This is a genomic window from Gammaproteobacteria bacterium, from assembly GCA_022450155.1.
Lineage (GTDB): Bacteria > Pseudomonadota > Gammaproteobacteria > Arenicellales > UBA868 > REDSEA-S09-B13.
Map to the genome: position 1 here is coordinate 73,936 of JAKUQR010000007.1, position 26,287 is coordinate 100,222.

A 26,287-nucleotide genomic window follows, 5' to 3' on the forward strand; every position below is an offset into this window, starting at 1 on the left:
ATGGAAACGGGAAAGAAAATCCACAAGCTAGAGCGAGCTGACAGAGGTCGCAAGGGGATCTATATATTGCCGAACCTGTTTACGACCGGCAGTCTTTTTGCTGCATTTTACGCGATCGTGCAGGCTACAAACGGCTTCTATGAACATTCTGCTATCGCTATAGTCGTTGCTGCCGTGCTCGACAGCCTTGATGGTAGGGTCGCGCGGATGACCAATACGGTAAGTGATTTTGGCAAGGAGTACGATAGTCTTGTTGATTTGGTAGCGTTTGGGCTAGCCCCGGCTTTGGTTTTCTATGCATGGGGACTGAAAGATTTTGGCAAAATAGGATGGTTGACTGCATTCATCTACGTCGCCACCACGGCACTGAGACTCGCCCGCTTTAATACTCAAGATACCAAAAGCGATAAATATTTTCGCGGGTTACCTTGCCCGGCGGCGGCGGTGCTGGCAGCGACAACTCTTTGGACAGTGCAGAGTTATGGCTTAACGGGTACCTGGACTGTTGTTACGGCGTTGCTGGTGATGATTCTTCTGTCAGCAGCGATGGTGAGTTCTTTCCCTTATAGGAGCTTTAAGGATCTTGATCTAAAAAACCGGGTACCATTCATGACGCTTCTCGCGCTCGTGCTAGTTTTTGTACTGATTTCATTTGATCCACCCGTCGTGCTCTTGCTGCTGTCAGTTGGTTTTGCACTATCTGGTCCAATCTTATGGTTATTTGGAAAGAAACCAGAATCTTCCGATATTGCCGATGAAGATGACTTTGAGGCTGACGATGAAGTAACAGAAATCGGGACAACAGTCAGCGGGGTTGATAAATTATGATTCGTCGTTATACTGCCCGTCCAAGGAACAAGGCCATTTAAAGTGTATCCAAGCACCTACAGATTTTGTCTTGCTAAGGAACCGCGAACAGGGTTGACACGCTCTCTTCCGCTGGGTTTAGCACTGTGTGGTCTTCTGCTGCGCCGCTAGGCGCACCATATCCCCCCTCCAACTAAAACTCAACCAGATCGACTGCTTACATCGTTGTAAAACGATGCCGCACGCAGGTTAATGAGGTGTGGCCTCTGGGTGTCAGTCTGGTATTCAGACAAATTAGCAGAAGTGAGGTGCATCATGACTGATCGGTTAATTGTTTTTGACACAACGTTGCGTGACGGCGAGCAGAGTCCTGGCGCATCGATGACGGCAGATGAAAAAATGAGGCTCGCTCGGCAACTGGAACGACTAAGAGTAGACGTTATAGAAGCCGGATTTCCAGCTGCCAGTCCCGGAGACTTTGAAGCGGTTCAAAGAATCGCAAAGCAGGTGAGAGAAAGTACGATCTGTGGTCTGGCCCGGGCTAATGCCCGCGATGTCGACCTGGCAGCCGATGCCGTCAAGCCGGCGGAATCTCCGAGAATACACACGTTTATTGCTACCTCTCCCATTCATATGCGGGAGAAGCTGAGAATGTCACCTGAACAGGTGTTGGAACAGGCGGTGTTGTCGGTTAAACAAGCCAGAAATAGCACGGGAGATGTGGAGTTCTCGCCTGAGGATGCGGGTCGTTCTGATGAGGATTTCTTGTGTCGACTACTTGAAGCAGTAATCGATGCCGGCGCAACGACGATTAACATACCAGACACTGTAGGCTATACGATGCCTAGCCAGTTTGGAGAGTTGATAGGCAATCTGATGGAGCGGATACCGAACTCCGATAAAGCAATATTTTCAGTACATTGCCATAACGATTTAGGGATGGCTGTCGCCAATTCGCTAGCCGCAGTGCTGAAGGGAGCGCGTCAGGTCGAGTGCACTGTCAATGGACTCGGAGAGCGAGCAGGCAACGCATCACTCGAAGAAATTGTGATGGCAGTCAGGACAAGACAAGATTTTTTCGACTGTGATACCAACATAGACTCGACACAGATTGTCCCAGCAAGTCGCCTGGTATCGACTATTACCGGATTTCCTGTTCAGCCCAATAAAGCGATTGTGGGTGCTAATGCGTTTGCTCATGAAGCCGGCATACATCAGGACGGTGTTCTAAAAAATCGTGAAACTTACGAAATAATGCGTGCGGAAGATGTCGGCTGGTCAGCTAACAAGCTTGTGCTCGGCAAACATTCGGGTCGTACAGCGTTTACGAAACGTCTTTCAGATTTAGGGATAGAATTTGAGTCTAAGGTCGATCGGGATGAGGCCTTTGCAAGGTTTAAGACATTGGCTGACAAGAAACACGAGATATTTGATGAAGACCTTATAGCTTTGGTCAGTGAAAGTGATTCTGAACAGGTGAATGAAAAACTTCAATTGGTGTCGTTAAGGGTATGTTCGGCAACCGGTGAGATACCGAAAGCTGTCGTTACGCTAAATATTGAGGGTACTGAGGAAACAGGATCAGCGACGGGCGACGGAGTTGTAGACGCTTCATACAAGGCTGTAGAAAGTATTGCTCCTTCAAAGAGTAACCTGCTCTTGTATTCTGTGAACAACATTACGACTGGTACAGATGCACAAGGAGAAGTCAGTGTGCGTCTGGAAAAAGATGGAAGAATCGTCAATGGTAACGGAGCAGACACCGATATTGTAATTGCCTCAGTAAAGGCGTACGTGAATGCGCTAAACAGGCTCAACCAGAGTCAATATTCCGTTCATCCACAATTGAGTGGTACGGAATAAGGTGGGCCAGCAGCTGTTGGCAATACGTTACAGATCGCAGTACTTACGGGAGATCGGGATTGTTCGCTGGCAAAGGAGAGTGTCGAGAACATCTCCAGTTAGGGCAGATGGTGACGATATCGAACTGGAGGCGCTTGCGGATAAGGTTCGGCAGTGTCAGGCATGCGGCCTTCATACGCACCGACAGAACACGGTTTTCGGTCATGGCTCCATAGACGCAGACTGGTTGTTCGTAGGTGAGGCACCCGGTTCGGAAGAGGATAAACAGGGCCTACCGTTCGTGGGTCGTGCGGGCCAGTTGTTAGATTCAATATTGTTTAGCATCGGATTGGCGCGGGACGAGGTTTATATCGCCAATGTGCTCAAATGCCGGCCGCCGCGGAACAGAGATCCGATGGGTGAAGAGGTGATTCAATGTGAGCCCTATCTGCACAAGCAGATCGACCGCATCAGACCTGAGATTATCATCGCAATGGGTCGCTTTGCAGCCCAAGCACTACTGAAGTCGACAGCGTCGATAGCGGAACTGCGTGGCCAAAGACATGAGTATTCAAAATTCAGGATTCCTTTAGTAGTAACCTATCACCCGGCATACTTACTCCGCTCACCGTTAGAGAAACAGAAGGTGTGGAAAGATCTTCAGTTCGCGCAGGTTCTGTTGCACGGATCTGAAAGTGAACGGTCAACATGATCTGGGTATAGTGCGGCCTATGGGGCATTCAGATATACCTCAAGTTGTGGAGAAAGAGCGACCAATCGTAATTCATCCGTGGTCGCAGAAGATATTCTCCGAGTGTCTTAAAGTGGGTTATCGGTATTGGGTTGTCGATACCGATGATCAGATCATCGCTTACCTCGATCAGTCGGTTCGTGGAAAGAATCGCACATCTTGAATTTGGCTGTAATATGCAATCGGCAAGGTCACGATCTCAGCCGTGGTCTTGTCAAGAAGGCATGCGATTATGCCGGCAAAAGCGGAGCGGAGAGGGTTCTGCTGGAGGTTTCCCCAAATAATTGAATCGCGCGACAGTTGTGTGTAACAGAAAGGTTTATGGTCTTTTGCCGCAAAAATAACGACTATCGTTCTGTTGGTCACTCGTCTTGGAGCGGGTTCTAGAGCCTGCTTCGGCAATGACGCATTGAATTTGATTTGTTATCCTGTAGACCGACTGATAGCACCATGATGACTAAATCGCCGGCATTAACCAGTTGTCGTGGGCTACCGGATAATTTGGGATCGTAGTTTATGCACAATTGGTTTAACACCGAGCTTGGAAACTGTTTCACTGCCGAAGCATGTGCTCACATTCCCAGTCTGGTTCCTTATGGTTATCATGGAGTGGCATTGCAGATTGGGGCAGGGGGGCAGGATTTACTGGCCGACATTGACTGTGGTGAGCGAATCTATGTTGTTCCCCCAGGCTGTAAACTGAACGGAGCGCGAGTCTGTTCTGATTGGGACGCGCTGCCTTTCGAGCGCAGGTCTATGGATCTCGTTGTCCTGTTCCACGCGTTAGATTTCGGGAAAGATCCCGGCGGAGTATTAAGAGAAGTTAGCGAGATCTTGGCGCCCGAAGGGTATTTGGTTGTCCTGGGGCTCAACCCCTTTGGTATCTGGGGTATCTGCCGGTTGCTCAAATTTCATAAAAACACAATTCCGTGGACGGCAAACTACTTTCCGCTGACGAGGGTCCAAGACTGGATAAACTTATTGGGGTTCGCAACGGTAGGAGGGACAATGTATTTCTATCGACCACCTGTCAATAATGAACTTATATTGCGTCGGCTAAAATTTATGGAGGCGGCCGGCCGGCGTTGGTGGCCCGCACTTTCTGGTGCTTATATTCTGGTTGCGAAGAACAAGGCCCTTAACACCCACACAAAACATCTGAAGAACGTGTTAAGAGGGCGCCGGCAACGACACCGGCTCCAAACATTATCGCGAAAATCCTGACTACAGTCGACAATCAGGGAAACCAGTAGAAAACAGTGGCTGAGCGATGGTTAATCTATACGGATGGGGCCTGTCGCGGCAATCCAGGGCCAGGAGGCTGGGGTGCGGTTCTGTATCGGGTAGGTGAGAAAAATGAACTCAGTGGTGCCGAGTCAAATACGACCAACAATCGGATGGAACTGACAGCACCAGTAGAGGCCCTTGACGCACTTCCGGCCTCCAGCCACGTATCCGTCTACACAGACTCACAGTACGTCAAAAATGGTATAACTCTGTGGATATCAAACTGGAAGCAAAACGGCTGGAAAACATCAAATGGCAAGCAGGTAAGAAACCAGGATCTCTGGCAAGCACTTGATCAATCCACACGGCGCCATGTTGTCCAGTGGTATTGGGTAAAAGGCCATTCTGGCGACGCTGGGAACGAAAGAGCAGATGAGTTAGCCAATGAGGCGATCGAAAGAATGCTTGCTTAGATGGCCTAAGATCAGGTACGCGACAGCAACGACATGAGACAAGTCTTTTTAGATACCGAGACAACTGGTTTAGATTGGGAACTAGGTCATCGCGTCGTCGAGATAGGCTGTATCGAGGTGTCAGCCCGGCGGATTACAGAAAATTCTTTTCATAGTTACGTCAATCCCGAAAGGCAGGTCGAGTCGGAAGCGCAAGAAGTGCACGGACTCACCACAGAATTTCTGTTGGACAAGCCAAGATTTTCAGAACTCCTAGAGGAATTCCTGTCATTTATAGAAGGCTGTGAATTGGTTATCCACAACGCATCCTTTGATATCGGGTTTTTGAATAACGAAATAAGGTTGGTGGATCCAGCGCGTGGGAAAATTGATGATTATTGCCAGGTCGTAGACAGTTTGGCACTGGCTCGACAACTGCATCCCGGCCAGCGCAACAGCCTCGATGCTTTAGCCAAGCGCTATCAGGTCGATACCAGTCAGAGGACTTATCATGGTGGTCTACTGGATGCGAGAATTTTGGCAGAGGTCTATCTCGCGATGACCGGTGGACAGGCAGACCTCTCCTTTATGATGAATGACCAGCAGGCGAAGTTAAGAGAGGACAATCTAGATATCGGTCGGAGTTCTGCAAGAGGCGCCAGAGGCAGCAGTGACTACTCAGACGAGAGATTCGTGGTCATTTCGGCCAGCGATGATGAGATTTTAGAACACAATGAATGGCTCGATAGGTTAGGCGACAACTGTGTCTGGAGGTCTGATGTAGAGTCCTGATTGGGCCACGCTGAGGATGAATTTTCGTTGGAAAAGTTTTGATATTGTGGGTATGTGTGCCTTAAATCATTAGAGGGTTATTGTTTCAGGCAAGAGTTAGCGAGGAGAAATAGATGAATGATGACCGAAAATATCCGGTCGACTTGGAATATGCGGAAACTGCCTACATTGATGAGACCCGCTACCAGGAGATGTATCGTCGGTCAATCGATAATCCCGAAGAGTTTTGGTCGGAGCAGGCGGAAAAATACCTGACTTATACCAAGAAGTGGGATCAGGTGATGAAGTATGACTTCGTCACCGGAGAGATTGCATGGTTTAGTGGTGCAAAACTCAATGCAACGGTTAATTGTATAGATCGTCATCTTGAGTCTCGGGGCGATCAAGTTGCGATCATATGGGAGAGCGACGATCCATCTGAACAGCAGCATATTTCTTACAAAGAGCTACATGAACGCGTCTGTCGATTTGCCAATCTTCTGAAATCGCGCGGAGTGAAAAAGGGGGATCGGGTTTCTATCTACATGCCGATGATTCCTGAGGCTGCAGTCGCTATGTTGGGTTGTGCCCGGATCGGAGCAGTGCACTCCGTGGTATTCGGCGGCTTTTCGCCAGATGCGTTAAGAGACCGCATCCTGGATTCAGATTGCCGTGTTGTTGTAACTGCAGACGAGGGCCCACGTGGAGGGCGACCAGTGCCGCTCAAAGCAAACGTTGAGACAGCGCTTAAGGAATGTCCGGATGTGCATACCACTATCGTTGTGCGAAGAACGGGCGCTAAGGTGCCTGGTGACGCAAAACGAGATGTCTGGTATCACGAAGGTATAGCGGGTGTATCACCGGATTGTGAGCCTGAAGAGATGGATGCAGAGGATCCTCTGTTTATTCTCTATACGTCAGGTTCTACCGGAAAGCCTAAGGGCGTGTTGCACACTACCGCGGGTTATCAACTCTACGCGGCGATGACTCATCGATTGGTATTCGATTATAAAGAAGGAGAAATATATTGGTGTACAGCTGATGTGGGTTGGATCACAGGCCACTCATATATTGTTTACGGCCCTTTGGCCAACGGTGCAACTACATTGATGTTTGAGGGAGTGCCAACCTATCCAGACGCGAGTCGTTTCTGGGATATTGTGGAAAAACATTCTGTCAACATTTTCTATACCGCACCGACGGCAATTCGAGCGTTGATGAGTTTAGGAGATGGTCCTGTGCTGGCTGCTGATCGTACAAGTCTTCGCATATTAGGCACCGTAGGTGAGCCGATTAACCCAGAGGCCTGGGAATGGTATTACCGAGTCGTTGGGGACCAACGGTGTCCTATCGTGGATACGTGGTGGCAGACAGAGACTGGTGGTATTCTAATTTCGCCCCTGGTTGGTGCAACGGCACTGAAACCAGGTTCAGCAACCCGACCGTTTTTCGGAATTCAGCCAGCGCTTCTGGACGATGAAGGCAATGAAGTACATGGTGCAGGTGTGGGTAATTTGGTTATCAGGCACTCATGGCCAGGACAGATGCGAACGGTGTACGGTGATCACGACCGCTTTATATCGACCTATTTTGCCACGTACCCTGGATACTATATGACCGGAGACGGTGCACGCAGAGATGAGGACGGTTACTACTGGATCACAGGTCGAGTTGATGACGTTATCAATGTTTCGGGTCATCGAATGGGAACCGCTGAGGTTGAGAGTGCTCTGGTATTGCATGATTTGGTCGCGGAGGCAGCTGTTGTCGGGTATCCGCACGAAATCAAGGGACAGGGGATCTACGGCTACGTTACTTTGATGGTGGGTAGTGATCCCAGTGACGAACTTAAGAATGACCTCGTTAATCTCGTGCGAAAGGAAATAGGTCCGTTTGCGGCACCCGATGTAATCCAATGGGCTCCGGGGTTGCCGAAAACCCGCTCGGGAAAGATTATGCGTCGAATTTTGAGAAAGATAGCCGCCAATGAAATTGATGACTTGGGAGATACGTCGACCCTGGCAGATCCTACTGTCGTAGACGAGCTGGTGTCTAAGCGACCGAATCGCTAGCCCAATCAGTTGTTCTCGAAGAGAAAGGCGGTTAAAATCCGGGCCCCAAATAAAGTCCGATTAACTCCTTGCTTCACTGCGAAGAGCAGGAAGCACGATCCATAGGGAGAAACTTATGCGCCATTACGAGGTAGTATTTCTCGTCCATCCTGATCAGAGCGAGCAGGTCCCTGCAATGACCGAACGATATAGGGGCGTTATAGAGAACGCCGGCGGTCAGCTACACAGGCTGGAAGATTGGGGTAGGCGTCAGTTGGCCTATCCTATTGAGAAGGTTCACAAAGCACATTACGTGCTGATGAACGTAGAGTGTGATCAACCAACGCTTGATGAAATAAACAACCTGTTTAAATTCAACGATGCAGTTATCAGAAATCTAATCATCAAGAAGAAAATTGCCGTTAGCGAACCGTCATTCTTGGCACAAAGCGGGGACAATAATGATGCTGCTTCTGAGCCTGAGAGGCTTACTAGCGAGGCCGTAGAGACGGCGGACGCCGACAAGAACCCGGGCACTGATAGGGAAGCGGACGGTGAGGTGGTAGATGATCAGCCGTTGGAAAAATCAGCGTCAGCGGACGGAGATTCTGCTGCGGTCTCAGATCCTGAAGCTGAGGAAGTTGAGGAGCCCCAGACATGAGAAACAACCGCCGTCGTAAATTCTGTCGTTTTACTGCCTTGGGTGTAACCGAGATAGACTATAAAGATTTGGACACCCTCAAATCCTATATTACCGAGACGGGAAAAATAATTCCCAGCAGGAATACCGGAACCAAACCGCGCTACCAGCGTCAGTTGGCCACTGCGGTCAAAAGAGCGCGTTACCTGGCTTTACTTCCTTATAGTGATCAGCATTAGCACCGTTTCAGACCAGTGTTTTGGAGAAAATGAGATATGGAAATCATACTACTGGAAAACATACAGAATCTGGGAGAGCTAGGAGACGTTGTACAGGTGCGATCTGGTTATGCCCGGAATTATCTTGTGCCACAAGGCAAGGCGGTATGGGCGACTCAAGACGCGAAGGGGCAGGTTGAAGAACGCCGTAAAGAGCTCGCAAAACTAGACAGTGAAAGAATGGATGCTGCAAAGGCTAAGATCGATTTGTTGCCGGCGTCTGTGACTGTTGCTCGTAGAGCAGGTGAAGAAGGCAAACTGTTCGGTTCTGTATCAGCGGTAGATATTTCGGAATTGTTGCAAGGTGCGGATTTAGCCATCCAGCGTTCCGAAATCGATCTGCCTGAAGGGCCGATCAAAGCCTTAGGGGAACATGAAATTCACGTAATACTTCACCCACAAGTCAGGCAATCGCTGAAGGTTGTGGTGATTGCTGAACAGGAAGAAGATGGCGACGACGTTCAGGAAGACAACATCTCCTGAGTCGTATACGTTATTTGCCCCGCGAGCCGGACAAAATGTCCGGCTTTTTCGTGTATCCTTATCTGGCCAGATACTGCGACCGAATAGTGACTGTGCCCAACTGATTTACTGTAAAGTTGCCAGCTTGTAACGCATTGAATTTTGAGCATACGCGATGTCAGAGACCCAGGCAATAATCTCAAACAGACGCGAATACCCTGTACCGCCGCAAGCACTTGAAGCAGAGCAGTCGGTTCTGGGTTGCCTGCTTTTGGATTCCAGGCGGTGGGATGATGTGGCAGAGGTTGTATTAGAAGAAGACTTCTACACTAAGGCGCATCGAGATATATTTTCGGCTATAAAAGCGCTTCATGCTGCGGACGAACCGGTAGATGTAGTTACAACAGCAGAGTGGCTGGGCAATAGCGGTGTGCTCGATAGGGTCGGTGGCCTCACTTACTTGGGAGAACTGGCTAAGAATACACCGGGTACAGTTAACGTCATAGCTTATGCTGCGATCGTCCGAGAACGGTCTGTGTTACGGCGTTTGATCAACGTTGCCACACAGATTTCTGAAAAAGCTTACAACCCTGAAGGTTCCAATGTAGAAGACTTATTGGGGTACGCGGAAAAGCTGGTGTTCGATATAGCTGAAGCCGACAAACGCCAGAAGGGTGGGTTTATGCCGATTCAGGGTCTTCTGACAGAGGCATTAGACAGAATAGAGGAACTCTATGAATCCGGACAAACCATTACAGGCGTATCGACGGGGTTTGGCGATCTGGATGACATCACATCAGGCCTTCAACCCTCGGATCTGATAGTTATCGCTGGTCGGCCATCGATGGGTAAAACCAGTCTTGCAATGAACATAGTTGAGAATGCCGCGATCGGGAGCAAACTGCCTGTTGCGGTATTCAGCATGGAAATGCCTGGCCAGCAACTTGCAATGCGAATGCTTTCATCTTTGGGCAGAATCAATGCACATCACGTCAGGACAGGAAAACTTTCCAAGGATGACTGGCCTCGTCTGACCTCGGCCGTGGAGTTGCTTGATTCTGCTCCTATATATATTGATGATACTCCCGCGCTTACACCGGTTGAACTAAGATCTCGCATTCGCAGACTGTCCCGGGAACGTGGGCGACTCGGTATGATCGTAGTCGACTATCTACAGTTGATGCAGACCGGTGATAACAGCGAGAATCGAGCAGTTGAGGTATCTAACATCACCAGGGCACTAAAGATTATTGCTAAAGAGATGTCTGCCCCTGTGGTCGTGCTTTCACAGTTAAATCGGAGCCTGGAACAAAGGCCTAACAAAAGGCCTGTTATGTCCGATCTTAGAGAGTCTGGCGCGATAGAGCAGGATGCCGATGTTATATTTTTTATTTATAGAGATGAGATCTACAATGAAGATTCTAAGGATCGTGGTACAGCCGAAATTATCATAGGTAAACAAAGAAATGGCCCCACGGGTACCATTCGACTGACATTCCTGGGCGAATACACTCGGTTTGAGAACTATGTTTCTGAGTTTTCAGAGCCTCTGTATTGAGTTGTGGGGAACCTCGTTAGACCTGGGTACTGGATCGGGATAGGGATAGGGACCATATGGCGGCTGCAAATTAAATCTTTTCGTTTGTGATCATAGGGAAATCTTGGGGCAATGCCAGCGAAAGAAAAGGTTGCCTACATCTGTGCCTCGTGTGGATCCAAACACCCCAAATGGACCGGCCAGTGTAATGAATGCGGAATATGGAATTGCTTGACAGAAACCAAGATTGCCCATTCAACAAAATTTATTCACGACGTTAGCCGGACAGACAGTGTCCCAATAGATCTATCGAGCATCCAAGTGGCAGAGATTGCTCGAATGTCGACAGGTTCTGGTGAGTTCGATCGAGTCCTTGGCGGCGGGTTCGTAGAGGGTGCAGTAGCTCTGCTTGGAGGTGAACCAGGAATAGGTAAGAGCACTCTGGCTCTTCAATGTGCTGGTTGTCTTTCGGCCGCCGGCTCGGTTCTTTATACCACCGGGGAAGAGTCCCTGCAGCAACTTGCCTTAAGGGCAAGCCGTACAAAGGTAAAGAGTTCGAACATTAAGACGTTAGCAACTTCAGAACTCGAAACCATCTTGCAAGTCGCTAAGTCGACTGGCCCTAAACTCATAGTCATTGATTCGATACAAACCCTGTTTTCCACTGAACAGGAATCTGCACCCGGTAGTATCAGTCAAGTTCGGACTTGTGCGGATCGATTGGTGAGGTTTGCCAAATCGACAAATACTGCGATTCTTATGATAGGACATATAACCAAAGATGGCGTGCTTGCTGGGCCTAAGTTACTTGAGCATATAGTCGACACCGTTCTGTATTTTGAAGGAGACCCCGATAGCCGGTTACGACTGGTAAGAGCTTTCAAGAATCGATTCGGCGCTATAAATGAGGTAGGTGTGTTTGTGATGGCCGATTCAGGATTGAAGGGCGTAGAGAATCCATCGTCTATCCTCCTTTCTTCGGATGACACAGATAAGTCTGGGAGCGTCGTCCTGGTCGCACAGGAAGGCACCCGCCCATTGCTGGTAGAGCTTCAAGCGTTGGTCGATGATGCCGTGCTTGCGGCTCCTCGCAGAATTTCCATAGGTCTTGATGGTGGGCGCATTAACATGTTGCTGGCTGTGCTAAGCAGGCATGCTGGTGTTACCTTGGGGAATAGGGATGTTTACGTTAATGTTGCCGGGGGAATAAAACTATCGGAAACAGCCGCAGACGTGGCCATAGCTTTAGCGGTGTTATCTAGTTATTTTGACAAGCCGCTACCAGCCGGCACAGTATGCTTTGGTGAAATAGGATTATCTGGTGAGATCAGACCGGTTCAACGAGGCCAGGAGCGACTTAGGGAGGCGCAAAAACTCGGATTCAAACAAGCAATAATCCCGCAGGCGAACCAAGCTGCTCAAAGTCCGGAGAATCTGCAGGTTGTTCCAATTAAACATATCGGTGAGTTGTTGGAGTTGTTCCATTGAATCAGATATCGCGCAGCAACTCATTAATCCCGACTTTCGACCGCGTTTTTTCATCAACCTTCTTGACGATTACAGCACAATACAAGCTGTGTGTGCCGTCTTTTGCCGGCATTGTTCCAGATACTACGACAGAGCCTGCAGGGATTCTTCCATAACTGACGTCACCATTTGCACGATCAAAAATTCTGGTGCTCTGGCCAATATACACACCCATTGAGACTACGGAACCTTCTTCAACGATCACACCTTCAACGATTTCGCTGCGCGCACCAATAAAGCAGTTGTCCTCAATAATAGTAGGGGAAGCTTGAAGAGGCTCAAGGACCCCGCCGATACCCACGCCTCCCGACAGATGGACGTTCTTTCCGATTTGGGCGCAGGAGCCAACCGTTGCCCACGTGTCTACCATAGTTCCTTCGCCTACGTAGGCTCCAATATTGACATAGCTTGGCATGAGAATGACATTGGGCGCGAGATAAGCGCCATGACGAACCATGGCTGGCGGCACAACACGGTATCCACCAGTTTGAAATCGCACATCGTCGAAACTGTCGAACTTGCCGGCAACCTTGTCATAGTACTTGGAGTCTCCAGATTCTAATACCCTGTTTTCAGCAAGTATGAATGACAACAGCACCGCTTTTTTGAGCCACTCATTGACTACCCACCCGGTAGCTGTTGGTTCGGCAACCCTGGCATCACCGTTATCCAGGAGTTCAAGTGCGTCTTGTACTGCCTGGATCAACTCGGCACTGACTGAAGAACGGGTCAAGGATGCACGATTTTCGTATGCCTCAACAATAAGTTCTGTAATGTTGTTCATGATATGGATGGCTGAAGGAGAATCAAGGCGTCAGGAAGGCAGCGCGGCGCAAACGGTTTCTGCAATTTTGTTTCTTTCTTCTGGGTTATTTATCGGTTGGCCGTCACGGTCCGTAATATAGAAAATATCTTCCGCTCTTTCACCGAAGGTACTGATTCTAGCGCTCACCAGATGTGTTTTACACGCAATGAATGCCTTCGCAACTTGATGGAGTAGCCCGGGTCGGTCTTGGGCAATGACCACCATAATGGTTTTGTCCTGATCTCTTGGCTTGGGAAATGTCACCTTTGTGCCTATAGGAAAATGCTGCAGGGTGCGAGAGAGTCGAGTCCGCTGGGGATCTTTGCTGGGTTTTGGATCTATTATCTGCGCCCTCAATGCCTGTTTTGTAGACTTTATGACTCTTTTGGTCAGTTTGTTACGGCCCACGTTCAACACAACAAATATCATCATAACCAGGCCAGAACGGGTACGGTGGACGCGAGCATCGACGATGTTCAGGTTTTCTCGATCAAAACCCGCAGTCACATTACACAATAGATGCTCCGAGTCAGGCGCGCAGACAAACACCTCGGTGGTGCCAGATTCACTATTGTCTATCGTGTCTATAATTGGCAGGGACGCTATAGAGGAAGATGACAGAAGGCTCGTGTGCCAGGCAATGGCGGCTGGGGGATTCCGAAGAAAATACTCGTCTTCCAATATCGACCATACACTTTCGGCTGTCTCTCGCTTGATCGATGCGTCCTTCAGATAAGTCAGCGACTCGCTTTTCAGATCTTCTATTCTTTCTGATGGCAGTAGCGGGGACCCAACGTCACGATGAAGCGCCTGTGTCGTTGCGTTGTAGAGGTCACCCAGAAGCTTCGCCTTCCAGTCATTCCATACATGAGGGCTGGTGCCCCTTATATCAGCAACCGTAAGCAGATAAAGATTGTCCAGGTGTTCCTGATCTCCAACCAGGCGCGCAAAGTCATCTATTACGCCAACATCTGAGATATCTTCACGCTGTGCTGTCCACGACATGGTGAGATGGTGGCGGACCAGCCACGATACAAAATGACAGTCATAATCACTCATGTCGTGTATTCTGCAGAATCGATAAGTCTCAGATTCACCCAGCTTGGAGTGGTCTCCTCCTTGCCCTTTTGAAATATCGTGAAACAGTGCCGCTATAAAAAGACGATGCCGCTTGAAAATCGTACGCATTAGCCTGCTTTCTGCCGGGTACTCGTTGTCGTGTTCGGGCATCTCAAGTCGTCGGAGATTTCTTACGACAAAGAGAAGATGTGCGTCGACTGTATAGACATGAAAAAGGTCATGTTGCATCTGGCCTTTGATTCGCCCAAATTGGGGTATATAGGCCCCTAGAATACCGTAAGCGTTCATTTGTCGGAGTGCGCGTGTCTGTCCGAGCGGTGCTTTCAGAATCTCCATAAATAGACTTCTACACCGGAGGTCTTGGCGAAATTCAGAATCTATTCGAAAAAGATTCTCTCGAATTGATCTGATGGTGACTACGCTGATGCCTGTGAGATCCGGGTGCTGTTGCAAAAGCAAGAAAACTTCCAGAAGAGCGAAAGGGGATGTCTGAAATACAGTAGAGTTGCGTATTTCAATAAGACCGTTTCTTGTACGAAAGCGACGATTTAGGTCGGTAGCTCCATTTTTTCCATCCTTTGTTTTTGGTTTCGCGGCTGCTTGCAACTGCTGCAGTACAGTGGTATTGAGCAGTTGTACTTCACCAACTGTTCGGTAATACCGTTTCATGAGTTTTTCGACTGCCAACGTCGTTGTATCTTTATAACCGAATTGTTGGGCGATTTCGCGCTGGTAATCAAAAAGAAGCCGGTCTTCAGCTCGACCTGACGCGAAGTGCAATGCATTGCGAATTTTCCACAGGAAGTTCCGCCCTCTGATCAATTCCCGATATTCGTGCTCGGCTAGGTAATTGTGGGAAACAAGGTAACGGAGACCCTGCTGATTAAGAACCCGGTGAGCAACCCAGCCAATGGTCTGGAGGTCTCTTAAACCACCGGGTCCTTCTTTGATCTGAGGCTCGAGGTTATAGGCAGTGTCATCGTAGCGCAGGTGGCGGGCTGACTGTTCGTCGATTTTGGCTTCTAGGTATTTTGCAGCTGGCCACATCATGTCGACCCCGGTTCGCAACTTGAGTTGACTCAGCAGTTCGGCGTCGCCAGCAAGTGCCCTCGATTCCAATAAGTTGGTCATTACAGTCACATCATTCCGTGCCTGAGAGGTACAGTCGCGAAGTGTGCGAACGCTGTGACCGATTGTGAGTCCGACATCCCAGAGTGTTCGAACCAGCGATTCAGTATTTCGTTGTTGTGTTTTAGTGGGTGCCTTTTGAAAGAGTACCAGTAAATCGATGTCCGACCCCGGATGAAGTTCAGACCTGCCATAGCCACCAACGGCAACGAGTGCGACCGACCGACCTTTTTCCGTCGAAGGTGCGTGATGTTCCCAGATGGCTTTGACGACCTGATCTACAAGCCAGGCATGAGCAGTGACGATATCCTGTGAAGGGGCACCACCCAGATGGTAGCTCCTTAATACGTCGTTACTTTCGTTCAGCAGTGTTTTGAGCTGGCCGACTTCATCCGAATCCTCTACCAACCGGTGCAGAGCCCGGGTATCCAGGATACGGTTGCGTGATAACCGCATAATTCAGACAGGTTGAGACGGGTGGCCTGTTAGAATTTCATGACCGTCTTCGGTAACTGCTACCGTATGTTCCCATTGTGCGCTCAGGCTATGATCTCTGGTAACAACGGTCCAGCCGTCCGGGAGCAGGCGAGTTTCCTTCTTTCCCGCGTTGATCATTGGCTCAATGGTAAAGGTCATCCCAGGGGTGAGCTCCAAGCCGCTTCCAGACCTACCGTAGTGCAGTACCTGTGGGTCTTCATGAAACACACGCCCAATGCCATGGCCACAGTATTCGCGCACAACGGAAAACCCGTTGCCCTCAGCATATTGCTGGATCGCAGCACCGATGTCTCCAAGGCGGGTGCCAGGGCGTACAAGACGGGTAGCTGTTTCAAGGCACTCACGAGTGACATTTATCAGGCGTTGAGCTCGAATTGAGATGTCGCCAATCGCAAACATTCTGCTGGCGTCCCCATGGTACCCATCTTTTATCACGGTGATGTCGATGTTAATGATATCGCCTGTTTTGAGCTTTCTCTTGCCTGGAATACCGTGGCAGACCACGTGATTCACACTTGTACAGATCGATTTGGGGAATCCCCGATAGTTTAATGGCGCTGGTATCGCATCGAGCTCATCGGTGATGTATCGGTGACAAATCTGATCCAACTCATCCGTGGTGACACCAGGCGTCACGTGAGGCGTTATCATATCGAGCACCTGTCTCGTTAGTAGGCCAGCTACCCGCATTTTGGTTAATTCATCGGCAGTTTTTATCGTTACGGACATGGAACACGGAAAATTGGTTAATTTCGGGGCAACCTATCCTACACGAACATTTCGCCAGATGTGCCCTCAAGTGCTGTTTTCAGAACACTTAACCGGACAGTATGGGTAGTGCAGAAACGTCAGCCACTGGCGATTTTCTCAATGTTCGGATACAATCCCGCCCCCAAAATCCTGGCAGGTAACATAATCAATCGCCCGGGTGCCCATTTGCATACAAACAGATGGGTTGGCGATAGAGGTACCTGTCGAAACTGAACCCGAAGGAGATTACATGGCAGACATCAATATGCGTCAGATGCTGGAAGCTGGCGTTCATTTCGGTCATCAGACCCGTTACTGGTCACCAAAGATGGCACCCTATATTTTTGGTAGCCGTAACAAAATTCATATTATTAATCTGGAAGCCACGTTGCCCCTATTTCAGGAGGCGATGAACTTTCTAGGAAGCATTACCGCTGCAAAAGGAACGGTGTTGTTCGTTGGCACAAAGCGTCAGGCGAGCAAACTGGTTCGGGAGCAGGCTCAACGGTGCGGTTGCCCTTTTGTGGACCACCGCTGGCTTGGGGGTATGTTAACGAACTTTAAGACAGTCAAGAATTCTATAGCCAGGTTGATTGAGCTTGATGAGTTAAATAGTAGTGGTGCTATAGCCCGGCTAAGCAAAAAGGAAGCGCTTAGTTTGGAGCGACAACGAAGTAAGCTGGATCGCAGTCTTTCCGGTATACGGGATATGAAGAGTCTTCCAGACTGTGTTTTTATCATAGATGTCGAACATGAAAAAATCGCGGTTGCCGAGGCTAAGAAATTGAAGATCCCGCTGGTCGGTATAGTCGACACAAACAGCTCACCAGAGGGAATCGACTACCCGGTTCCTGGTAATGATGATGCAATAAGAGCGATACGCCTTTATCTTTCTCATGCCGCTGATGCTATTTTGGAGGCAAAAAGTATTCTCCCAGAAGTTATCGGTGGTGACGCTGAAGACTATGTAGAGGTTTCTGAAGACATGGGGGTAGCTGGTATGGTTGGGGGCGGCCAGATTGAAGTGTCTGAGCCTCTTGTTGCCCCGGAAGAGGTTCCCGAGGCTACACCTGCCCCAACAGGAGAAGGTGCGCTGTCAACGGAAATCGAAAAAAGCACTGATGAACAAGCGCAGTGACCGGGTGAGGACCATTACATGACTATATCAGCCGTCTTGGTCAAAGAACTGCGTGAGCGTACTGGTGCAGGCATGATGGACTGCAAAAAAGCTCTTATTCAGACAAATGGCGACATAGAGCAGGGCATAAAGCTGCTGCGAAAGATAGGCGTTGCAAGTGCAGAAAAGAAGTCGGGACGAATCGCAGCTGAAGGAATAGTCGTCCAGCTTTCTTCGGAGGACAACTCTTTGGGCGTGTTGGTCGAGATAAATTGCGAAACCGACTTTGTGGCCAAAGACCGCTCGTTTAAAGAATATGCAACGGCAGTCGCGCAGTGTGTGCTTGCTGGTGAACAAAACACGATTGAAGAACTGGGGGAATCTGAACTTCATCCAGATATGTCCGTCGATCAGGTACGCCAGGAGCTGATCTCCAAAATCGGTGAAAATATTTCTGTTCGCCGTTTCGATAGACTGAGATCTCCCGATGGTCTGGTGGCTGGTTACCTCCATGGGGGAAGGATCGGTGTACTGGTCTCCATGGATGTGTGCGATGCGGAGCTCGGTAAAGGTATTGCGATGCATATTGCAGCCAGTCACCCAATTTGTATCGCCGAGGCTGACATTCCTGAGAAAGTCATCGAGGCGGAGCGGTCAATATTTGTTGCGCAGGCAAAAGAGAGCGGCAAATCTGATGACATCGTTGCACGTATGGTCGACGGCAAGTTAAAAAAGTTTATGAAGGAGAATACCCTGCTGGGGCAGGCTTATGTAAAGGATCCAGATACAACGATTGGCGATTTGGTCGCCGGTGCTGGCGTAGCGGTAGTCGAGATGCTTCGCTATGAAGTGGGTGAAGGACTTGAAAAACGTGATGATGACTTCGTCGCCGAAGTGATGGCACAAGCTAACCGTGGATAAGATAATGTGGAAGAAGAAAACGTCCACCACAGATGTTGTCTGACGATTTTATCGGCAAAAGTCTGACTTGAAAACAAGCTGCCTGTAATACCCCGCATGTCCTCAACCGGACAGATGCAAATCTCATAGCGGGTATCGGGCGTTTACGGGCATCACGGATTCAATACCGATTTAACTGTACGTCTCAAGGCTATTGAGCCACCCGAATCTCCCTGAATAAACAGACCGGTCCCACCGTGGTCATGAGTGGGTCCGCCACGCCCGTAACAAAATTGGTCGTATTATCTTTGACATTGTTACCAAATCTAGTCGTAATGCGCTGAATTGAATAAATATTTCTGGATGCTGAAACCCAGCCTGTTAATCCACTTGGACAGTATTAAAATATCGAGAAGCCCCGATAGATATATACAGATTCCGAGGGGCAGTAGGTGATGAAGGGAGGAAAATGATGATCGATGAAATCATGTTGGACGCAAAAACTCGCATGAAAAAGAGCATCGCTGCAGTCAAGGTTGAATTGGCAAAGATCCGTACCGGTCGGGCCACCCCAGCGCTGCTCGACCATGTTGTGGTTAATTATTACGGCAACGATGTGGCGCTTAATCAGGCTGCAACAATCAGTGTGTCTGATGCCCGCACCCTGTCAGTGCAGGCTTGGGAAAAGAGCATGGTACCAACAATAGAGAAGGCTATTCTAGAATCACAGTTGGGCCTAAACCCTGTTACAGCTGGCGAGGTCATGCGCATTCCTATACCGCCGTTGACAGAAGAAAGGCGTCGGGAGATGAGTAAGCTGGTACGCAGTGAGGGAGAACACGGGAAGGTCGCCATTCGAAATATAAGGCGAGATGCAATTAGTCATGCCCGTGATTTGGTTAAAAGCAAGGACATCAGCCAGGATGAAGAAAAAAAAGGAGTAGAGCAGATACAATCGCTTACGGATCAGTACAGCGCAGAAATTGATGCACTGATCAAAGAGAAAGAATCCGACATTATGGAAGTGTAGTCAAATAGAAAGCTGATCAGCTGTATTATCTTGTCAAACATCTAGTCATATATAGTCGAACCTATGCCGGGTGAAGATCTGTGTGAAGTGCCATACCATGTTGCCATCGTGATGGATGGGAACGGTCGTTGGGCGCAGCGAAGGAAGCAGTCCAGAATTTACGGCCACAAGAAAGGGGTAGAGGCACTACGCCGCATCATAGAATGCTGTGGATTTCATGGTGTTTCAATATTGACTATATTCGCTTTCAGCAGTGAAAACTGGCGTCGGCCACCAGCAGAAGTCACCGGACTGAAACGCCTCTTGTTTTCCAGCCTTGCTGCTGAAGCTGATAGTCTGGTCAGCAATGGTGTCCGGCTTCGTGTTATCGGTGATTTAGGACCGTTTGGAACTGATGTCCTGCACTTGGTTCAGGACACGGAACGTAGAACAGCCAGTAACCACAAGCTGGAACTGGTCATTGCAGTGAATTATGGGGGTCGCTGGGACATCGTCTCTGCCTGTCGAAGGCTGGCTATGAAAGCGGTTGAAGGAAAACTTTCTTGCGATGCTATTGACGAACAGTGTGTTTCTGAGGCGCTCAGTACATCGACACTACCCGACCCGGATTTGTGCATTCGGACTGGCGGTGAATACCGAATTAGCAATTTTCTACTCTGGCAACTCGCCTATACCGAATTGTATTTTACTGAAACACTCTGGCCTGAATTCACCGAAGATGATTTTGTTGAGGCCCTGAATTGGTACGCCACGCGGCAAAGACGGTTTGGCAAGATCCAGGAACAGGTCAGGGTCTCCTGACTGATCAGAGTTTAATTGGAGTCACAACAAGAGACGATCTGGTTCTAAAGGTAGGTTGTTCTGAGTTACCTGACAGCACAGTGCGGCCCTGCTGAGCTTATGGAATGAAAAAACGGTTAGCAACAGCAACAGTGCTGGCGGCACTCGTAGTCACAGTTATCCTTTGGTTACCAGGCGCCGTATTTACCGGATTTCTAGTCGTCACCAGTGGATTGGCTGCTTGGGAGTGGTCCCGGTTGATTCCAGGTGGGTTGTCCTCGGCAGTACGGGGCGTATATTCTGCCGTGGTCCCTATGGTTTTGCTTGGAAGTGCATTGTATGAGCCGAGTTGGGTGCCCCTGACGATAGGCGCATCAATGGTTTGGCTCGTGCTTAGCGGGGTTATTTTGTTTCAGATATACCACCGATCTCAGGTGCAGATACGTTCCGGGCTTCTTCTTGGTTTGATCCTGCTCGTACCGGGCCCCGTTGCTTTGATTGCCATTCAGCAGAATCTGGAACAAGGGCGTTTGCTGGTTTTGATGATCTGCGTCGTTGTCTGGGCGGCTGATACTTTTGCTTATGCAGTCGGTAAACGATTTGGGCGACATAAATGGACGCCAAGTATCAGTCCCGGAAAAACACTGGAGGGCACACTGGGTGGTATAGTGGGTGCTATTGGAACGGGGATCATCTTCTTTTTTGTCCTGATGGAAAACTATAAGGTCGGCATCATTGGATTTGGCCCGTGGTGCTTAATCGCTGCATCAGTTGCCGTAATGGCAATCATTGGTGATTTGGTGGAGAGTGCTGTAAAACGCTCAGCGCATCAGAAAGACAGTGGCACCCTTTTGCCGGGGCATGGTGGGGTGCTTGACCGGATCGATAGCCTGTTGTGTGCGGCACCAATATTCGGCAGTTGGATGTTTTTGTGGGAAAAGGGCGCAACAGTCGCGTTGTAGTGAGATGATCAAAAACATCGCAATTCTGGGTGCAACAGGTTCTATCGGTACCAGCGCACTAGATGTTATCGCAAAACATCCTGATCGTTTTGCTATCTGGGGCTTAACGAGTCATTCTCGTATAGACAATTGCTGTGCAATGATCGAAAAATTCCAGCCGAAGATGGTGGCGGTTTCTGCTGCGATGACGGGTGATGTGGCTAACTTTTTGGCCAGTGGTTTTGGTTCGGTAACGCTGCTGGAAGGTGAACAAGGAATCAACACGATAGCAGCTGCCGAGGAGGTTGATATTGTTATTGCTGGGATAGCAGGCGCTGCGGGATTTGCTTCGACACTGTCTGCGATCAGAGCGGGAAAGAAGGTCCTAATTGCAAACAAAGAACCTCTGGTCATGCTTGGCGAGATGCTGCGAAAGCTGGTTGCGGACTCGGGTGCTCAGATAATACCGATCGACAGCGAGCACAATGCGATATTTCAGTGTCTCCCCAAAGCTGCACAGATCGATTGTATGAGCGGTGAAATAGACGCTGATCATGGATTACTGCGACATGGCGTACAAGGAATTACCCTGACGGCATCGGGGGGGCCGTTTCTGAACACACCACCAGAAAGAATGTCAGACATTACGCCTGATCAAGCCGCTGCCCATCCTAGATGGACTATGGGGCGCAAGATATCAATTGATTCTGCGACAATGATGAACAAGGGCCTGGAAATGATCGAGGCCTGCGCTCTTTTTGGTGTTAGCCCACAGAATGTTGAAGTGGTCATTCACCCAGAAAGTATTGTCCACTCTTTTGTGGAGTACCTAGACGGGTCGATACTCGCTCAATTAGCAAGCCCTGATATGCGTGTGCCAATCGCTGCAGCTCTGGGCGATTGTGAACGTATTGATTCGGGTGCCGAACGATTAGATCTTGTCCGGGTGGGGCAGCTTAATTTTCAAAAGCCCGATGACCGGAAATTTCCTTGTCTTGTACTCGCTCGACAGGTTGCAGAGACTGGTGGCGCGGCTCCTGTGGTACTGAATGCCGCCAACGAAGTTGCAGTCAATGCATTCTGTGCGGGTAGGCTACGATTTACCGATATCCCTGATCTAATCCACTGCGCGCTTGAAGACTTTAGCAATCTGGCAGTTGATGATGTGGAATCCATAATCCGGCTAGATCAGCAGGTTCGCGATATCCTGCAAAATAGGTTAGACACAAGCGCCAATTCATCACAGCAGACGGCGGCAGAATGCTAATCATGGAAGTTGTCGAGAATGTGGTCTGGTTTCTTGTTGCTGTATTCATCTTGGTTACGTTTCATGAATTGGGACATTTTGGTGTTGCACGCCTTCTTGGTGTAGGTGTATCGAAATTTTCTATCGGTTTCGGCAAACCCCTGTATTCTTTTCGATCTCGGCGTTCCGGCACTGAATATGTGCTCGGCGCATTACCTTTCGGCGGGTATGTAAAATTCATCGATGAACGGGAAGATCATGTCGATTCCCAGGATCTGCCTCATGCATTCAATCGCCAAAATCTGTGGGTCAGAACGGCAGTTGTCATCGCTGGCCCAGCTGCTAATTTTGTATTAGCAATATTCTTTTACTGGCTTGTATTCGGGATAGGCGTTCCAGGTGTTGAGCCAATAATCGGTTATGTGCAACCTGGGAGTTCGGCAGAAGCGATTGGGCTACAACGTGGAGATCGAATAGCCCAGATCAACGGTAGGAAGGTTCGCAGCTGGGGTGAGCATCGTTATTACCTTTTGGACCAGGTTCAGAATGGTGAAACGTTAACGTTCACTATTGAGACACCCACCGGTGAGAACAAAACTGTTTCTATAGAATCAAGCAGATTGGAGTCGGGTCAGATGAATCCATTGATTCTGGAGCAAAAGATTGGAGTACTACCACGAATAGCACCCGTTGTCGGGACTCTGATTCCAGGGGAAGTCGCGGACGCCGCAGGTATACAGGTGAATGACCGGTTTATGTCGATTGAGGGTGTGCCTATCAACGGGTGGCGTGATGTGGTCGAGATTATATCGTCCAGGCCCGAACAGACGACCCGATTATCTGTACTTAGAAATGGATCAATTAAATTGGCCGTAGTGGTTCCAAAAGCGATAAATTCCATGAACGAGGTTGTCGGTAGGATTGGTGTCGGACCTGCAAATCATGTCAATGTGGTGATTCGACTGGGCGCTGGTGAAGCGATCGTTCGCGCTGTTGAGGCTACCTGGCTTCTGAGCAAATTGACTGTTGGAATGATTGTTCAGATGATCCAAGGTAAAGAGTCAACAAAAAGCATTGGCGGACCCTTGTCAATTGCAAAATACGCTGGCGCATCGGCTGAATACGGCTTGACTGCTTTTCTGATGTTTTTGGCTATTCTGAGCATCAGTCTCGGAATTCTAAATCTATTGCCAATTCCTGTTTTGGATGGGGGGCACTTAGTCTATTTTCTTATCGAGGGTATAAAGGGTACACCAGTTTCTGAAACATTTATGTATAGGTCTCAGCAGCTAGGTTTCGCAGTTCTGGCTGTACTCATCAGCTTTGCTCTTTACAATGATGTGCTCAATATTTTCAAATTCTAGACCTATGAAACTCAACCTGATATGCAGAGTACTTTGTTTGGTCGCGATGTTTGTCCTCTGCGGACCAGTGCACGCATTTGATCCTTTCGAGGTCAAAGATATACGGGTTGAAGGTGCTCAAAGAATCGAGGTAGGCACGATTTTCAATTACCTCTCAGTCAAAGTCGGGGATGAGATAACCGACGACATAGCTCGAGACTCGGTGCGTATACTGTTTTCAACCGGATTCTTCAATGATGTTCAGCTCAAGCGGGAAGGGGATGTGCTCATAGTTGTCGTCAGTGAGAGACCGTCGATCGCCTCGATAGAGTACCTGGGAAACAAAGACATTCGAGATGAAGAGATCGAAGAAGTCCTTCACTCAGTAGGATTTGTCGCCGGTAAGGTGTTCAGTCAACCAATGTTCGACAAACTATTGAAAACCCTACGTGAAAGATATTTCTCGCGGGGCCGATACTCTGCGACTATAGATTCGACCGTAACGCCATTAGATGCCAGTAGGGTGCGCATTCGACTACAGATCGACGAAGGCCGCGTGGCACGTATCGAGAAGTTGCGGATTGTTGGTAACAATAAATTTACTGATCGCGAACTTCTAAAATTACTTGAACTGCGAGAGGATTCCTGGCTAGGTTTTCTTTCATCAAAGAGAAATTATTCAATTGATAAGTTGAATGCATCGTTGGAGGCGCTAAAAAGTTTCTACCTGGATCGTGGATATATCAATTTTGACATTGATTCCCATGATGTCGCGATCAGTCAGAACAAGCAAGACATATTTGTGACCATCTCCATAACAGAGGGCGAGCCTTACACATTCGGTAAGGTCGAACTGGATGACACGCAGGGGTATATAACTAAAGAAGATTTTGATGCAGTTCGACCCCATTCCGGAGCACCGTTTTCTCGGCGCCAGGTGTTGTTGGCAAGATCAACATTGGAGTCAATACTCGCTGACGTCGGTTTTGCATTTGGCATTGTGAATGCAATGCCGGAAATCGACAGAGAGCGTAATCTTGTTGATTTTATATTTGCTGTTGACCCGGGTCCTAAGGTTTACGTCAGGCAAGTCAATGTCCGCGGAAATCAGGCCACGCGAGATGAAGTTATCCGTCGGGAAATGCGTCAGGTCGAGGGAGCTCTCTACTCTGCGAAAGATATTCGACGATCACGTGAACGAATTCAGCGGCTGGGGTACTTTGATGAAGTGAAAATAGATACGCCGGCTGTGCCGGGTACTATTGACCAAGTCGACATCAATGTTACTGTCCAAGAACGATCAACCGGTAACTTTATGTTTGGGGTCGGGTATGCTGGTGCTGATGGGGTCCTACTACAGGCAGAGGTCAATCGGGAAAATCTTTTCGGCTCCGGTCGGGAGTTGAAATTCAAAGTTGAACAATCTTCGGTTGAGCAGGTATACGAGGTTGCCTATACCAATCCTTACTTCACGAAAGAAGGCGTAAGTCTGGGCTATTTTGTCGATTATAAAAATGTTGATACAGCTAAGACGACCAGTGCAGACTACGAATCTATCAGTAGTGTATTCGGTGTACGGACTAAGATACCGGTATCGGAGTACAACTCTCTAAACTTAAGTGTTGGTTATGAGCAACTGGATCTGGAAGGCACCACAACGACACCAACCGAATTCAGTTCATTTATCACTGACCACCCCAACAGTCAAAATCTAATTTTATCGGGTGGTATCACAAAGGATACCAGGGACAGCATATTTTTCCCCCAAAAAGGGTACCTTCGCCGGGCTTTATTCGCGTTTACTGGTCCTGGCAGTGACCTGGAGTACTATAAGGTGACCCTCCGTGGACGGTGGTATAGACCCTTAGGTAACAATCTGACAATGAATATACGCGGTGTGGCTGGCTATGGAGACGGGTACGGTGATCTTGATAAGTTGCCCTTTTTCAGAAATTATTATGCTGGAGGCGCCGGGACGGTTCGAGGATATGGTCCTCGTTCCCTTGGTCCTAGACCAAGCGATAGTTCGGGCGACGCCTTGGGAGGGAGTAAAAGAATAAACGCTACCACAGAACTGTATTTTCCGGTTCCTGGACTGGATGACTCTAAAGATAAGCGGCTTAGTTTTTTTGTCGATGCAGGCCAGGTTTACGGGTCTAGCCAGAGTGTTGATCTTGCAGAACTACGTTATGCGGCCGGCATCACCTTCCACTGGTTCACCGCAATCGGACCTATGTCACTATCGTATGCAATGCCGTTTAATGACGAGTCGACTGACAACATTAATAAGCTTCAGTTCACCCTTGGCGCCATGTTTCGGTAGC

Annotated in this window: 24 protein-coding genes; 21 read left to right on the top strand and 3 right to left on the bottom strand. The window is 48.9% G+C overall.

The genetic code is table 11. The features are described from left to right. The 13 genes from pssA to radA all read left to right on the top strand — a co-directional run bounded on the left by pssA (position 1) and on the right by radA (position 12,306). Positions 1-828: a CDP-diacylglycerol--serine O-phosphatidyltransferase gene (gene pssA, locus MK323_05635; protein ID MCH2481638.1), complete on the top strand. Its 828-nt coding sequence runs from the start codon at positions 1-3 to the stop codon at positions 826-828. A 294-nt stretch (positions 829-1,122) separates the two neighbouring features. Next, positions 1,123-2,670: a 2-isopropylmalate synthase gene (locus MK323_05640; GenBank protein ID MCH2481639.1), complete on the top strand. Its 1,548-nt coding sequence runs from the start codon at positions 1,123-1,125 to the stop codon at positions 2,668-2,670. Positions 2,671-2,749: 79 nt separating this feature from the next. Next, on the top strand, positions 2,750-3,361 hold the full coding sequence (locus tag MK323_05645; protein ID MCH2481640.1) for a uracil-DNA glycosylase: 612 nt from the start codon (positions 2,750-2,752) through the stop codon (positions 3,359-3,361). Beyond that, a complete protein-coding gene (locus MK323_05650) occupies positions 3,345-3,563 on the top strand; it encodes a hypothetical protein (GenBank protein MCH2481641.1) in 219 nt (72 codons plus the stop codon). The genes MK323_05645 and MK323_05650 overlap by 17 nt, the downstream gene beginning before the upstream one ends. Before the next feature lie 353 nt (positions 3,564-3,916). Next, on the top strand, positions 3,917-4,624 hold the full coding sequence (locus tag MK323_05655; GenBank protein ID MCH2481642.1) for a class I SAM-dependent methyltransferase: 708 nt from the start codon (positions 3,917-3,919) through the stop codon (positions 4,622-4,624). Between the two features lie 35 nt (positions 4,625-4,659). Beyond that, positions 4,660-5,100, top strand: a complete 441-nt coding sequence (gene rnhA, locus MK323_05660) for a ribonuclease HI (protein MCH2481643.1) — start codon at positions 4,660-4,662, stop codon at positions 5,098-5,100. Between the two features lie 33 nt (positions 5,101-5,133). Continuing rightward, positions 5,134-5,871 (top strand): DNA polymerase III subunit epsilon, encoded by a 738-nt coding sequence (gene dnaQ / locus MK323_05665; GenBank protein ID MCH2481644.1) that lies wholly within the window; start codon positions 5,134-5,136, stop codon positions 5,869-5,871. Positions 5,872-5,984: 113 nt separating this feature from the next. After that, a complete protein-coding gene (acs, locus tag MK323_05670; GenBank protein MCH2481645.1) occupies positions 5,985-7,922 on the top strand; it encodes an acetate--CoA ligase in 1,938 nt (645 codons plus the stop codon). Positions 7,923-8,037: 115 nt separating this feature from the next. Further along, positions 8,038-8,562 (top strand): 30S ribosomal protein S6, encoded by a 525-nt coding sequence (gene rpsF / locus MK323_05675; GenBank protein ID MCH2481646.1) that lies wholly within the window; start codon positions 8,038-8,040, stop codon positions 8,560-8,562. Then, positions 8,559-8,780, top strand: a complete 222-nt coding sequence (gene rpsR / locus MK323_05680; protein ID MCH2481647.1) for a 30S ribosomal protein S18 — start codon at positions 8,559-8,561, stop codon at positions 8,778-8,780. Before rpsF ends, rpsR begins: the two co-directional genes overlap by 4 nt. 36 nt (positions 8,781-8,816) lie before the next feature. Then, positions 8,817-9,302 carry a 50S ribosomal protein L9 gene (rplI, locus tag MK323_05685; GenBank protein MCH2481648.1) on the top strand — a complete coding sequence of 162 codons (486 nt, stop codon included), beginning with the start codon at positions 8,817-8,819 and terminating at the stop codon, positions 9,300-9,302. A 154-nt stretch (positions 9,303-9,456) separates the two neighbouring features. Then, a complete protein-coding gene (gene dnaB, locus MK323_05690; GenBank protein MCH2481649.1) occupies positions 9,457-10,839 on the top strand; it encodes a replicative DNA helicase in 1,383 nt (460 codons plus the stop codon). 111 nt (positions 10,840-10,950) lie between these two features. Next, on the top strand, positions 10,951-12,306 hold the full coding sequence (radA, locus tag MK323_05695; protein ID MCH2481650.1) for a DNA repair protein RadA: 1,356 nt from the start codon (positions 10,951-10,953) through the stop codon (positions 12,304-12,306). 1 nt (position 12,307) lies between these two features. On the opposite strand, the gene dapD is transcribed toward radA, so the two are convergent. From dapD to map, 3 genes are read right to left on the bottom strand one after another with little or no spacing between them, the layout of a single operon-like run. After that, positions 12,308-13,129, bottom strand: a complete 822-nt coding sequence (gene dapD, locus MK323_05700) for a 2,3,4,5-tetrahydropyridine-2,6-dicarboxylate N-succinyltransferase (GenBank protein MCH2481651.1) — start codon at positions 13,127-13,129, stop codon at positions 12,308-12,310. Between the two features lie 30 nt (positions 13,130-13,159). Beyond that, a complete protein-coding gene (gene glnD, locus MK323_05705) occupies positions 13,160-15,814 on the bottom strand; it encodes a [protein-PII] uridylyltransferase (GenBank protein ID MCH2481652.1) in 2,655 nt (884 codons plus the stop codon). Positions 15,815-15,817: 3 nt separating this feature from the next. Next, the gene (gene map / locus MK323_05710; protein ID MCH2481653.1) at positions 15,818-16,585 is read right to left on the bottom strand and encodes a type I methionyl aminopeptidase; all 768 of its coding nucleotides are present in this window, start codon (positions 16,583-16,585) and stop codon (positions 15,818-15,820) included. Between the two features lie 271 nt (positions 16,586-16,856). Between map and rpsB the strand changes: the two genes are divergently transcribed. The 8 genes from rpsB to bamA all read left to right on the top strand — a co-directional run bounded on the left by rpsB (position 16,857) and on the right by bamA (position 26,286). Further along, positions 16,857-17,744 carry a 30S ribosomal protein S2 gene (gene rpsB, locus MK323_05715; GenBank protein ID MCH2481654.1) on the top strand — a complete coding sequence of 296 codons (888 nt, stop codon included), beginning with the start codon at positions 16,857-16,859 and terminating at the stop codon, positions 17,742-17,744. 18 nt (positions 17,745-17,762) lie between these two features. Further along, a complete protein-coding gene (gene tsf, locus MK323_05720) occupies positions 17,763-18,644 on the top strand; it encodes a translation elongation factor Ts (protein ID MCH2481655.1) in 882 nt (293 codons plus the stop codon). Between the two features lie 451 nt (positions 18,645-19,095). Next, positions 19,096-19,653, top strand: coding sequence for a ribosome recycling factor (gene frr, locus MK323_05725; protein MCH2481656.1), 558 nt, complete (start codon positions 19,096-19,098; stop codon positions 19,651-19,653). 63 nt (positions 19,654-19,716) lie between these two features. Further along, a complete protein-coding gene (gene uppS, locus MK323_05730; protein MCH2481657.1) occupies positions 19,717-20,454 on the top strand; it encodes a polyprenyl diphosphate synthase in 738 nt (245 codons plus the stop codon). A 104-nt stretch (positions 20,455-20,558) separates the two neighbouring features. After that, positions 20,559-21,395 (top strand): phosphatidate cytidylyltransferase, encoded by an 837-nt coding sequence (locus MK323_05735; protein ID MCH2481658.1) that lies wholly within the window; start codon positions 20,559-20,561, stop codon positions 21,393-21,395. Between the two features lie 4 nt (positions 21,396-21,399). Next, positions 21,400-22,641 carry a 1-deoxy-D-xylulose-5-phosphate reductoisomerase gene (dxr, locus tag MK323_05740; protein ID MCH2481659.1) on the top strand — a complete coding sequence of 414 codons (1,242 nt, stop codon included), beginning with the start codon at positions 21,400-21,402 and terminating at the stop codon, positions 22,639-22,641. Between the two features lie 2 nt (positions 22,642-22,643). Beyond that, positions 22,644-23,984 (top strand): RIP metalloprotease RseP, encoded by a 1,341-nt coding sequence (gene rseP / locus MK323_05745; protein MCH2481660.1) that lies wholly within the window; start codon positions 22,644-22,646, stop codon positions 23,982-23,984. Between the two features lie 4 nt (positions 23,985-23,988). Continuing rightward, positions 23,989-26,286 carry an outer membrane protein assembly factor BamA gene (gene bamA / locus MK323_05750; protein ID MCH2481661.1) on the top strand — a complete coding sequence of 766 codons (2,298 nt, stop codon included), beginning with the start codon at positions 23,989-23,991 and terminating at the stop codon, positions 26,284-26,286. Position 26,287: the final 1 nt, after the last annotated feature.